Raw genomic sequence first — 12,191 nt, 5'->3', positions numbered from 1 at the left:
GAGGTGGTAAGTATAGCTTCTAATCTACTAGAGTCTTCCAGAGATGGGTACTAATTAGTTAGAGTGGCCGTCGAACGCCAGCGTAACGAGTTTTCGTTCGGCCGCTCGCAGGTGGTAATGGTACGTTGGCGGCGTGACGTCGAGCGCGTCGGCGAGATCCTCACCGGTGCTCTCTCGCGGCCACTCGAAGAACCCGCTGTAGTGGGCCGCCTGTAACGCCTCGAACTGCTTGTCGGTGAGCCGCTCCTCGAGGTGTGTGTCGAGCTGTCGGGCCGACCGCGTGCTCGTCGTCTCGCGTCGCGCCTCCAGTTCCGTCTCGGGATACCCCTCCCTGATCGCTTCGACCAGCGATCGGGTTTCGACCCGCTGGGGGACCTCGAGGACGAGCGTCGTCGACCCGTTCTGTGCGGTCGCGGTCCGCAACTGGACGTCGAAGGTCCGCAGGATCTCCAAGATCGGCGACGAGGTGACCGTCACCTCGAAGAGGATCTCGTCGTCGCCTTCCGAGACGACCGAGATCGTCTCGAGCGACGCCCATTCCTCGAGCGGCGTGAGATCGGCGGTTTCAGGGGCGCTGACGAACATGACGACGTCGTCGTCCCGTTCGATGATCCCCTCGATGGTCACCGTCCCCTCGACGTGCTCGGCAAACCGGTTCAAGAGCAGTCGCGAATCGTAAACGGCGAGTTCGAGCTCGAGTCGGCTGTCCGTCAGCATGGCTCGCGTCCGCTCGACCGATCGAATCGCGTGGCCGATCGTCTCGCCGAGTTCGCCGAGCACCTCCAGTTCGCTGTCGCCGATCGAGTCGACTCCCGCCACGTGGACGAGCAAGACGCCGTACTGGCGTTCGGTATCGGTCAGCGGGACCGCCAGGATCGTCTGATAGCCGTAGGTCAACGCCTCCTTTCGGCGCCGATCCCAGCCGTCGGTCTCGAGGACGTTCCGGACGATCTGCACGCGGCCGGTTTCGAGGGTCTCCGCGACCAGCGAGTGCTCCGGCGCGCACTCGCCGTCGTCGCGAATTCGGTCGATAAAGGCCGCGTCGATGCCGGCCCACGCCGTCGGCTCGGACGGCTCGTCGTCGCTCGAGGCGATCCAGGCGAAGCAGTATCGTTCGGTGTCGGCCAACCGCTCGCAGACCGTCGTCTCGATTTCGGTTCGCGTCGAGGCTTGGGCCACGCCGTGATTGATCTCGCGAACGATCTCGTTGGTGTGGTTGAGCCGCGTCAGCTCCTCGTTTTGCTGGGTGAGCGTCCGATCGTGGTCCCGGAGCAGTTGCTCGCGCTCGGCCCGATCGAGCGCCGCCTCGGTGTTGGCCGCCAGGATGTGCAGCAGTTCTGTCATCGTCTCGTCGAAGCCGTCGATGTCCTCGGTGCCCGCGACCAACACGCCGTGGGTCCCGAGCGGGACGATCAGCTCGCTCCGGCTCAGCGTCTTGGTGTCGGCGTCCCGCGTCACGTCCTCGTAGTAGGCGCTCTCCCCCTCCGAGAACACCTCCCAGACGTGGCCCTCGCCCTGCTCGAACTGCATCTCCGGATCGACGAGTTCCCGCGACTCTCGCATCGACGCCGCGTGCGCTAAGATCCCGTCCGTCGGCTCGAACGTGTACGCCGCGGCGACGGGCACGTCGAGGATCTCGCCCGCCGTATCGACCGCCGACTGGTAGATCTCCCGTTTCGTGCCCGCACGCATCAGATCCCGCGTCGTCTCGTGTAACGTCGTCAGCGTCCGCTCGTACCGTCGCTCGCTCTCCCGCAGTTCCGTCTCGGTCCGATACTGAGAGACCGCGTTCGTGATCTGGTTCGCCAACAGCGCGTACTGCTCCTTGCCGGACTCCTTCTGGAGGTACTGGGTCACGCCGGCCGCGATCGCCTCGCTGGCGATCTCCTCGGAGCCCCGCCCCGTAAACAGAATGAACGGCAGATCCGGATCGTCCTCGCGAACTCGCTCCAACAGCTCCAACCCCGTCATCCGGGGCATCTCGTAATCGCTGACGATGCAATCGATCTCTCGTTGCTCGAGGATCTCGAGCGCCGCCGTCGCATCCGTCGCCGCCTCGGCGACGATCGCATCGCGTTCGCGCTCGAGCATCTCGCCGGCGAGATCGGCGAACCCCGGTTCGTTATCGACGATGAGAACGGTGATCGGTTTCGTCATTGGTAACCAGTAGTGCAAGTCGCTGCAGTCCACTGAGGGATGTCCGAGTGGCCACTAAATAATTAGGTTCTTTCCGTGGCAAACTCTAGTCGCGGTCACGGCTGGTAGCGTTCTCCGATCTCGACCGTTCGGGGATCGTTCCGTCGAACTCGTACGTTTCCGCCCAGTTTATAGAGGGATGATCGATTTCAGCCGCGAACCGAAGTTCCATCTTCTGTTCGGTTGCATCAGCCACATTGATCCAGTAGAACTGCTCGTTTTCCGGATAATAGACCAGGAACGCATCGATATCGTTCCGATACGGCTGTTCGTGGTACGTTCCGTCTTTTGTCGTTTGTGAGTGGGTATTGAAGCGTATCGTCTGCTCCTTGTTGGACCACGCCGTTTTGCACTGAATGCGGTAGAGTGTCTCGCCGTCGTCGACGACGAGGTCATATCTGTCGTTGTCTCCGAACGGAATTGAAACGCTGTGTCCGTAAGCGACTAACGTCGCGAGCGCCCGCGACTCAGTCGTATCACCGATCTCCTTCGAGTTGCGCACACCGCACGTGGTTCGGTTATCGGATAAAAACAATCGGTTGATCGATAGCTAACTCTTTCTCGAAATTGGTCGCGGAAGAAGACGCCCGGAGCGGGATTTGAACCACCTGAACTCGCTCACGTTGGTTCGCTCGTTCCGTAGTTCAAATCCCTTATTTTCCGTCTCCCGCTTATTAGTGACAAATACACGCAACGCTCGTCGGTTGTTATTCGCGGAAGAAGACGCCCGGAGCGGGATTTGAACCCGCGTCACAACCGTGACAGGGTTGTATGATGGGCCACTACACCATCCGGGCTTCCAACNGCGGGATTTGAACCCGCGTCACAACCGTGACAGGGTTGTATGATGGGCCACTACACCATCCGGGCTTCCAACGCAACTCTTCCTTTCCCCGTGACGGTATTAAGGGTTGTGTTCTGGATATTATTCAATTACCTTATCATTGGATGACGGTTGTTTGCCGTATAGCGCTCTTAGCGACTTCTCGTATCCGAATGAGCTGAATCGAGATCGTAGACTGTCGAGAACAGATGCCACTGCGCCATCGATATTTGATCTACGCACACTGCCTGACCCGTTCGCTCCAGAACGGCCTGTCGACTGACGAGCATACGCTATGCAGTGCTCGTCGATTGTTGTTCGTGGAAGAAGACGCCCGGAGCGGGATTTGAACCCGCGTCACAACCGTGACAGGGTTGTATGATGGGCCACTACACCATCCGGGCTTCCAACNGAAGACGCCCGGAGCGGGATTTGAACCCGCGTCACAACCGTGACAGGGTTGTATGATGGGCCACTACACCATCCGGGCTTCCAACGCAACTCTTCCTTTCCCGGAGATAGTATTAAGGCTTTCCAATCGATCACCGTGTGGTACGGCGAATCGAAACACGGAGATCGCCTCGAGCCCCCACTGTGATACACCCTCACACGCTCCACAAGGAATTTAACTGATACCGGGGTACTGTCGCACGTGATCGGTGCCTCCGGTCAGGGCCGCTCCGGTCGGGTAGCTGCGCTACCCGCTCGAGTTAGTAACCGTTAAATGCGTCCCGGCGGTATTCTGCTGTAGTATCTCGTGACAGCCGCTTCTCTCCCAATAGCCGACACGCACACCAACCCCAACACATGGTAGACGTAAGCCAACACGAACTCGTTCCGGAGCACACCATACTCGACGAGGACGCGCTCGACGAGGTCCTCGAGGAGTACGACATCGACCGCACAGACCTGCCGAAAATCAAGCGCAGCGATCCCGCCCTGCCGGACGAGGCGGAGATCGGCGACGTTATCAAGATCGTTCGGAACTCACGGACAGCCGACCAGGCAGTCGTATACCGACTCGTGGTGGAATAAATGTCAATGGAACTCAATCGCGAGAAACGGCGAGAGATCTCGCGCGAATACTTCGCGAAGGAACGGATCGCCGAACACCACTACCGATCGTTCAACGCCTTCCTCAACCGCGGAATGCAGGAAGTCGTCGACGAGAAGGAGACGATCGACACGGACATCGGCGACAAGGAAGGGGAGGAACCCGTTCACGTCAAACTCGGCGACGTCCGCGTCGTGACGCCCCGCGTCAGGGAGGCAGACGGCTCGGAAGAGTTGCTCTATCCGCAGGAAGCCCGGCTGCGTAACATTACGTACTCCGCACCGGTCTTCATGGAGATGTCGATCGTCAAGGGCGAGGAGGGCGACCAGCGAGTCGTCGACTCCACCGAGACGAAGATCGGTCGGATGCCGATCATGGTCGGCTCCGACAAGTGTAACATCGCCGGCTTCTCCGACGAGGAGCTCGTCGAGATCGGCGAAGACCCCGCCGACCCGGGCGGCTACTTCATCGTCAACGGCTCCGAGCGGGTGCTGATGACCAGCGAGGACCTCGCGCCCAACAAGATCCTCGCCGAGTACGACACCAAGTACGGCGACGAGATTCAGGTCGCCAAGACCTTCTCCCAGCGCCGTGGCTACCGCGCGCTCGTTCTCTGCGAACGGAACCGCGAGGGGCTGCTCGAGGTCTCGTTCCCGTCGGTGTCGGGCTCGATCAACTTCGTCACGCTCGTCCGCGCGCTGGGACTGGAGAGCGACGAGGAGATCGTCCACAAGGTCTCGAACGACCCCGAGGTCGTCAAGTATATGCTCGAGAACCTCGAGGCCGCCGAGGTCCAGAGCGAAGAGGAGGCCATCGAGGAACTCGGGAAGCGCGTCGCCTCCGGGCAGGGGAAAAACTACCAGCTCAAGCGCGCGAATTACGTCATCGACCGCTACCTGCTGCCCCACCTCCACGAGGACGGCGTCGAGGAGGAGGACGTCCGGATCAACAAGGCCCACTACCTCTGCCGGATGGCCGAGGCCTGCTTCGAACTCGCGTTGGGTCGGCGCGACTCTGACGACAAGGACCACTACGCCAACAAGCGGCTGAAGGTCAGCGGCGATCTGATGAAGGACCTGTTCCGGACCGCGCTGAACAAGCTGGCCCGGGACGTGAAGTATCAGCTCGAGCGCGCCAACATGCGCAACCGAAACCTCTCGGTCTCGACGGTCGTCCGTTCGGACGTCCTGACCGAGCGCTTAGAGCACCCGATCGCGACGGGGAACTGGGTCGGCGGCCGCTCCGGCGTCTCGCAGCTTGTCGACCGAACCGACTTCATGGGCGTTCTGTCGCACCTGCGACGCCTTCGCAGCCCGCTCTCGCGCTCGCAGCCGCACTTCGAAGCGCGGGACTTACACGCGACCCAGTGGGGTCGAATCGGGCCCTCGGAGACGCCCGAGGGACCGAACTGTGGGTTGGTGAAGAACTTCGCGCAGTCGATGGAGCTCTCCCAGAACGTCGAGGACGAACAGGAACTCAAACGCGAACTGGCATCGATGGGCGTCGAGGGGATTCCCGGCCTCGAGGGCATCGAACGATCGACCGCAGACGACTGATCAATCATGAGCAGCCAACAACGAGACGCGAAAGTGTACGTCAACGGGTCGCTGGTGGGGACCCATCCCGATCCGCACGAGCTAGCCGAACAGATCCGCGAAGCGCGACGCATCGGTGACGTTTCCGAGATGGTCAACGTCTCGGTGAAAGAGCGCACCCGCGAAGTGATCGTCAACGCCGACGCCGGCCGCGCGCGACGACCCTTGCTGGTCGTCGAGGACGGCGAACCGCGCATCTCCGACCAGGAGATCGAGGCACTGCAGGACGGCGACCTCGAGTTCGACGATCTCGTCGAGCACGGCTACGTCGAGTTCATCGACGCCGAGGAGGAAGAGGACATCCTCGTGGCCGTCGACGAGGAGCACCTCACCGAGAAACACACCCACCTCGAGATCGACCCGTCGCTGATCTTCTCGATCGGTGCGGGGATGATTCCCTACCCCGAGCACAACGCTTCGCCGCGTATTACGATGGGGGCAGGGATGATCAAGCAGTCGCTGGGCCTCCCGTCGGCCAACTATCGAATCCGGCCGGACACGCGCCAGCACCTGCTGCACTACCCCCAGCTCTCGATGGTCAAGACCCAGACCACCGAACAGATCGGCTACGACGAGCGCCCCGCGGCGCAGAACTTCGTCGTCGCCGTGATGAGCTACGAGGGGTTCAACATCGAGGACGCGCTGGTCATGAACAAGGCCAGCGTCGAGCGCGCGCTCGCCCGGTCGCACTTCTTCCGGACCTACGAGGGCGAGGAACGTCGCTACCCCGGCGGCCAGGAGGACCGCTTCGAGATCCCCTCCCAGGACGTCCGCGGCGCCCGCGGCGAGGACGCGTACAACCACTTAGACGAGGACGGTCTCGTGAACCCCGAGACGGAGGTCGACGAAAACTCCGTTCTCCTCGGGAAGACGAGCCCGCCGCGATTCTTAGAGGAACCCGACGACATGGGCGGTCTCTCGCCCCAGAAGCGCCGTGAGACCTCGGTGACGATGCGCTCGGGCGAATCGGGCGTTGTCGACACCGTCACCCTGATGGAAGGTGAGGACGGCTCGAAGCTCTCGAAGGTCTCCGTGCGCGACGAACGGATCCCCGAACTCGGGGACAAGTTCGCCAGCCGACACGGCCAGAAGGGTGTCGTGGGCCACCTCGCACCTCAGGAGGACATGCCCTTCACCGAGGAGGGCGTCGTGCCGGACCTCGTGTTGAACCCCCACGCGCTGCCGTCGCGGATGACCGTCGGACACATCCTCGAGATGATCGGCGGCAAACTCGGCTCGATGGAGGGCCGACGCGTCGACGGGACGCCGTTCCTCGGCGAGGACGAGGACGAACTCCGCGACGGCCTCGAGGACGCCGGCTTCGATTCGGCCGGCAAGGAGACCATGTACTCCGGAGTCACCGGCGAAAAGATCGAGGCCGAGATCTTCGTCGGCGTGATCTTCTACCAGAAGCTCTACCACATGGTCTCGAACAAGCTGCACGCCCGCTCGCGCGGGCCGGTGCAGGTGCTGACCCGCCAGCCGACGGAGGGGCGCGCCCGCGAGGGCGGACTCCGTATCGGGGAGATGGAACGGGACGTGTTCATCGGCCACGGGGCCGCGATGACGCTGAAAGAACGACTGCTGGACGAGTCCGACCGCGAGTTCATCCACGTCTGTGCGAACTGCGGGATGAGCGCGGTCGAAAACGTCGAACAACGGCGCGTCTACTGTCCGAACTGCGACGAGGAAACCGATATCCACGAGATCGAGATGAGCTACGCGTTCAAGCTCCTGCTAGACGAGATGAAAGCGCTGGGTATCGCACCGCGACTCGAACTGGAAGACGCCGTCTAAACAATGCAAAACAGTACACCCAAAGACATCGGACAACTCTCCTTCGGGCTCATGCAGCCCGAGGAGTATCGGGAGATGAGCGCGACGAAGATCATCACCGCCGACACCTACGACGACGACGGGTTCCCCATCGACATGGGGCTGATGGACCCCCGACTCGGCGTCATCGACCCCGGTCTCGAGTGCAAGACCTGCGGCAAACACTCGGGGTCGTGTAACGGCCACTTCGGACACATCGAACTGGCCGCGCCGGTCATCCACGTCGGCTTCACGAAGCTCATCCGACGGCTCCTGCGAGGGACCTGTCGGGAGTGTTCGAAGCTCCTGCTCACCGAGGACGAGCGCGACGAATTCCGCGAGGATATCACGGAGTCGCGCAAGCTCGGCCGCGATCTAAACGACGTCACCAAGGCCGCGATCCGGCAGGCCCGCAAGAAGGATCGCTGTCCGTTCTGCGGCGAAATTCAGTACGACATCGACCACGAGAAGCCGACGACCTACTACGAGGTCCAGCAGGTCCTGACAAGCGAGTACTCCCAGGAGATCGCGGCCGCGATGCAGGGTGAGGGTGAGGACGCCGAGCGGATGTCCCCCGACGAACTCGCCGAGCAGACCGACATCGACCTCACGCGGATCAACGAGATCCTCTCCGGTTCGTTCCGTCCCCGCGAGAGCCAGCGCAAGGCCATCGAGAAGGCCCTGGACATCGACCTCACCGAGGAGGACACGAACAAGCTGATGCCAAGCGACATCCGGGACTGGTTCGAGAACATCCCGGACGAGGACATCACGGTACTCGGGATCGATCCCGCGAAGTCCCGACCGGAGTGGATGATCCTGACGGTGCTGCCCGTTCCGCCGGTCACCGCGCGGCCGTCGATCACGCTCGACAACGGCCAGCGCTCCGAGGACGACCTGACCCACAAGCTGGTCGACATCATCCGGATCAACCAGCGGTTCATGGAGAACCGCGAGGCCGGCGCGCCCCAGCTGATCATCGAGGACCTCTGGGAGCTGCTCCAGTACCACGTCACCACCTTCATGGACAACGAGATTTCGGGCACGCCGCCGGCCCGCCACCGCTCCGGCCGGCCGCTCAAGACCCTCTCCCAGCGCCTGAAGGGGAAGGAGGGTCGCTTCCGCGGCTCCCTGTCCGGGAAGCGCGTGAACTTCTCGGCTCGGACCGTCATCTCGCCTGACCCGACCCTTAGCCTGAACGAGGTCGGCGTTCCGGACCGGGTCGCCAAGGAGATGACCCAGACGATGAACGTCACCGAGCGGAACTTAGACGAGGCCCGCCGGTTCGTCTCGAACGGCCCCGAAGGCCACCCCGGCGCGAACTACGTCCGACGGCCGGACGGTCGCCGGCTGAAGGTGACCGAGAAGAACTGCGAACAGCTCGCCGAGAAGGTCGAGGCCGGCTGGGAAGTCAACCGCCACCTCATCGACGGCGACATCGTCATCTTCAACCGCCAGCCGTCGCTCCACCGGATGTCGATCATGGCCCACGAGGTCGTGGTCATGCCGTACAAGACCTTCCGGCTGAACACCGTCGTCTGTCCCCCGTACAACGCCGACTTCGACGGCGACGAGATGAACATGCACGCCCTCCAGAACGAGGAGGCCCGCGCCGAGGCTCGCGTGCTCATGCGCGTCCAGGAGCAGATCCTCTCGCCGCGCTTCGGCGAGAACATCATCGGCGCCATTCAGGACCACATCTCCGGGATGTACCTGCTGACCGCCGACAACCCCCGGTTCAACGAGACGCAGGCGCTCGACCTGCTGCGTGCAACCCGGATCGACGAACTGCCCGAACCCAGCGGCATCGACGACGAGGGTGAGCCGTTCTGGACCGGCTACGACGTCTTCTCCGAACTGCTGCCCGACGATCTGGACCTCGAGTTCACGGGCACCGTCGGCGAACCGGTCGTCATCGAGGACGGCCAGCTGATCGAGGGCACCATCGCCGAGGACGAGGTCGGCGAGTTCGGCGGCGAGATCGTCGACACGATCACGAAGGTCTACGGCAACACCCGCGCCCGGATCTTCATCAACGAGGTCTCGACGCTGGCGATGCGTGCGATCATGCACTTCGGGTTCTCGATCGGGATCGACGACGAAACGATCCCGGAGGAGGCCCAGTCCCGCATCGACGAGACCATCGAGGACGCCAACGACCGCGTCGAGGAGCTCATCGAGGCCTACGAGAACAACGAACTCGAGAGTCTCCCCGGCCGGACGATCGACGAGACCCTCGAGATGAAGATCATGCAGACGCTCTCGCGTGCGCGTGACAACGCGGGGAACATCGCAGACGAGCACTTCGACGACGAGAACCCCGCCGTCGTCATGGCCAACTCCGGTGCGCGTGGGTCGATGCTCAACCTGACCCAGATGGCCGGCGCCGTCGGCCAGCAGGCGGTTCGGGGCGAACGAATCAACCGCGGCTACGAGGATCGGACCCTCAGCCACTACGAGCAAAACGACCTCTCGGCGGAGGCCCACGGCTTCGTCGAGAACTCCTACACCAGCGGCCTGACCCCGCGGGAGTTCTTCTTCCACGCGATGGGCGGCCGCGAGGGCCTGGTCGACACCGCAGTCCGAACCTCGAAGTCCGGCTACCTGCAGCGCCGGCTGATCAACGCCCTCCACGAGCTGGAAACCCAGTACGACGGCACCGTCCGGGACTCCAGCGACACCATCATCCAGTTCGAGTTCGGCGAGGACGGCACCAGTCCGGTGAAGGTGTCTTCGGGCGACGACAACGACATCGACGTCGCCCAGATCGCCGACCGCGTCCTCGACACCGAGTTCGAGTCCGAGGCGGCCAAAAACGAGTTCCTCAGCACGAGCTCCGAGCTGACGAACCTCTCGGAACACGCGGACAATCGCCTGGTCGAGGGCTCGGAGGTGACCTCCGATGACTAACGTCGACTACGACGTCACCGACGACATGATCGCGGTCGTCGAGGACACCGACCTCCCTCGCCGGCTCAAAGACGAGGTCTACGAGACACTCGAGGACCGCGGCGACGCCACCGTCCAGGACGCCGACGAGCTCGCGAGGGCCGTCGAGTCCCGCTACCTCGACACCCGCGTCGATCCGCTCGACCCCGTCGGGACCGTCTCGGCCCAGTCGATCGGGGAGCCCGGGACGCAGCTGACGATGAACACGTTCCACTACGCGGGGGTCGCGGAGATCGACGTGACCCAGGGGCTGCCGCGACTGATTGAGCTGGTCGACGCCCGGAAGACCCCGGACACGCCGATGATGACCGTCTACCTCGAGGACGAGTACGCCGCCGAACGCGAGAAGGCCCACGAGGTCGTCTGGAACATCGAGGCCACCAAGATCCTCGCGCTGGGTGACGTCTCGACCAACGTCGCGGACATGCGCGTCCAGATCTCGCTCAACGAGGACACGCTCCGCGAGCGGATGATCACGCCCGAGGAAGTCGCCGAGATCATCGAGGACAACCTCGGCGTGAGCACGGTCCAGCAGGGGACCGAGATTCAGTTCGGCCCCGAGGAGCCGTCCTACCGGGATCTGCTCCAGCTGGTCGAGGAACTGCGCGATATCACGTTCAAGGGGATCGAGGAGGTCTCCCGGGTCGTCATCCGTCGCGAGGAACTCGACGTGGGCGAGCAGTTCGTCCTCTACACCGAGGGATCGGCCTTCGGCGACGTCCTGGAGATCGAGGGCGTCGACGCCTCGCGGACGACGTGTAACAACATCCACGAGATCCACCGCAACCTCGGCATCGAGGCCGCCCGCGAAGCGATCATCGAGGAGACGAACAACACGCTGGCCGAGCAGGGGCTCGACGACGTGAACGTCCGGCACCTCATGCTGGTCGCGGACATGATGACCAACCGCGGCGAGATCGAGTCGATCGGCCGCCACGGCATCTCGGGTTCGAAGGAATCCGTGCTCGCCCGCGCGGCGTTCGAGGTCACTGTCAACCACCTGCTCAACGCCGCGATCCACGGCGAAACCGACGAACTCGACGGCGTCACGGAGAACGTCATCGTCGGGAAACCGATCAAGCTCGGCACCGGCGACGTCGACCTCCGGATGGGGTCGACGAAATCCAGCGGCAGTCAGGCCGACTGATCGATGGGCGTCACCCTCGACGACGACGCCCGTCAGTACCTGGCCGCCTTCGAGGACGTCACCGACGTCAGCGGTCAGGACTGTCTGATCACCGACGGGTCGACGGCCGACGCCGACGAACGACTGACCGTCGTCGTCTCGAGCGGCCGGATGAGCGAGGCGATCGGTCCCGGCGGGCGGACCGTCAGGCAGTACGAAGAGCGCGTCGGGAAACCGGTCAGACTCGTCGAAGACGCCGACGATCCGGAGGCGTTCGTCGCCAACGCGCTCTCGCCGGCGGCGGTGTACAACGTCACGATCAGCGAAAACGATGACACCGTCGCCTACGTCGAGGTCGCCGACGAGGACCGCGGCGTCGCCATCGGTTCGAACGGGCAGACGATCGAGGCCGCGCGGACGCTTGCACGGCGTCACTTCGGGATCGACGACGTACAGCTCATTTAACCGCCTTTCGACTCCCTCTTGGTTTCTCAATTTCCACACGCGGGCGTACCACACGAAATCAGTGGCCGAGGGACTGTTTTAGCACCTCCCTATGAGAAGAGTGCGTCTATTCCCAATCGATCTCTGAGAGCGGCGAAAGAACATTAGCAATAGAGAATGTCACATCCA

The 12,191-nt window shown here is 63.0% G+C and carries 8 protein-coding genes and 3 tRNA genes; 6 read left to right on the top strand and 5 right to left on the bottom strand.

The window, feature by feature from the left end; translation table 11 throughout:
- Nucleotides 1-54: 54 nt before the first annotated feature.
- The 5 genes from C477_RS02555 to C477_RS02530 form a co-directional block, all read right to left on the bottom strand.
- The gene (locus tag C477_RS02555) at nt 55-2,157 is read right to left on the bottom strand and encodes a bacterio-opsin activator domain-containing protein (RefSeq protein WP_008892862.1); all 2,103 of its coding nucleotides are present in this window, start codon (nt 2,155-2,157) and stop codon (nt 55-57) included.
- A gap of 85 nt (nt 2,158-2,242) precedes the next feature.
- Nucleotides 2,243-2,698, bottom strand: coding sequence for a group I intron-associated PD-(D/E)XK endonuclease (locus C477_RS02550; RefSeq protein WP_008892861.1), 456 nt, complete (start codon nt 2,696-2,698; stop codon nt 2,243-2,245).
- Nucleotides 2,699-2,920: 222 nt separating this feature from the next.
- Nucleotides 2,921-2,993: transfer RNA gene (locus tag C477_RS02545), tRNA-Asp, on the bottom strand.
- A gap of 357 nt (nt 2,994-3,350) precedes the next feature.
- A tRNA-Asp gene (locus C477_RS02535) sits at nt 3,351-3,423 on the bottom strand.
- Nucleotides 3,424-3,436: 13 nt separating this feature from the next.
- Nucleotides 3,437-3,509 (bottom strand) — tRNA-Asp (locus C477_RS02530).
- 317 nt (nt 3,510-3,826) lie between these two features.
- Between C477_RS02530 and C477_RS02525 the strand changes: the two genes are divergently transcribed.
- Genes C477_RS02525 through C477_RS02500 form a run of 6 tightly spaced genes read left to right on the top strand, consistent with a single transcriptional unit; the run spans nt 3,827 to nt 12,023 of the window.
- Entirely contained in the window at nt 3,827-4,054 is a 228-nt protein-coding gene (locus C477_RS02525) for a DNA-directed RNA polymerase subunit H (protein WP_008892860.1), read from the top strand.
- A complete protein-coding gene (locus C477_RS02520) occupies nt 4,055-5,629 on the top strand; it encodes a DNA-directed RNA polymerase subunit B'' (RefSeq protein WP_012941576.1) in 1,575 nt (524 codons plus the stop codon).
- A 6-nt stretch (nt 5,630-5,635) separates the two neighbouring features.
- Nucleotides 5,636-7,465 carry a DNA-directed RNA polymerase subunit B gene (gene rpoB, locus C477_RS02515; protein ID WP_008892858.1) on the top strand — a complete coding sequence of 610 codons (1,830 nt, stop codon included), beginning with the start codon at nt 5,636-5,638 and terminating at the stop codon, nt 7,463-7,465.
- 3 nt (nt 7,466-7,468) lie between these two features.
- Entirely contained in the window at nt 7,469-10,393 is a 2,925-nt protein-coding gene (locus tag C477_RS02510) for a DNA-directed RNA polymerase subunit A' (RefSeq protein WP_008892857.1), read from the top strand.
- Complete coding sequence (gene rpoA2, locus C477_RS02505) at nt 10,386-11,579, top strand: DNA-directed RNA polymerase subunit A'' (RefSeq protein WP_008892856.1); 1,194 nt, start codon at nt 10,386-10,388, stop codon at nt 11,577-11,579. Before C477_RS02510 ends, rpoA2 begins: the two co-directional genes overlap by 8 nt.
- 3 nt (nt 11,580-11,582) lie before the next feature.
- Entirely contained in the window at nt 11,583-12,023 is a 441-nt protein-coding gene (locus C477_RS02500) for a NusA-like transcription termination signal-binding factor (RefSeq protein ID WP_008892855.1), read from the top strand.
- Nucleotides 12,024-12,191: the final 168 nt, after the last annotated feature.

This window comes from Haloterrigena salina JCM 13891 (assembly GCF_000337495.1).
Taxonomy (GTDB): Archaea; Halobacteriota; Halobacteria; order Halobacteriales; family Natrialbaceae; genus Haloterrigena; species Haloterrigena salina.
The sequence above is the reverse complement of the archived record's forward strand: the minus strand, read 5'-3'. Positions and strand labels throughout refer to the sequence as shown.

Coding starts and splice junctions, on each gene's coding strand:
- C477_RS02525 (WP_008892860.1), top strand. CDS start 3,827: ATGGTAGACGTAAGCCAACACGAACTCGTTCCGGAGCACACCATACTC.
- C477_RS02500 (WP_008892855.1), top strand. CDS start 11,583: ATGGGCGTCACCCTCGACGACGACGCCCGTCAGTACCTGGCCGCCTTC.
- C477_RS02510 (WP_008892857.1), top strand. CDS start 7,469: ATGCAAAACAGTACACCCAAAGACATCGGACAACTCTCCTTCGGGCTC.
- rpoA2 (WP_008892856.1), top strand. CDS start 10,386: ATGACTAACGTCGACTACGACGTCACCGACGACATGATCGCGGTCGTC.
- C477_RS02520 (WP_012941576.1), top strand. CDS start 4,055: ATGTCAATGGAACTCAATCGCGAGAAACGGCGAGAGATCTCGCGCGAA.
- C477_RS02555 (WP_008892862.1), bottom strand. CDS start 2,157: ATGACGAAACCGATCACCGTTCTCATCGTCGATAACGAACCGGGGTTC.
- rpoB (WP_008892858.1), top strand. CDS start 5,636: ATGAGCAGCCAACAACGAGACGCGAAAGTGTACGTCAACGGGTCGCTG.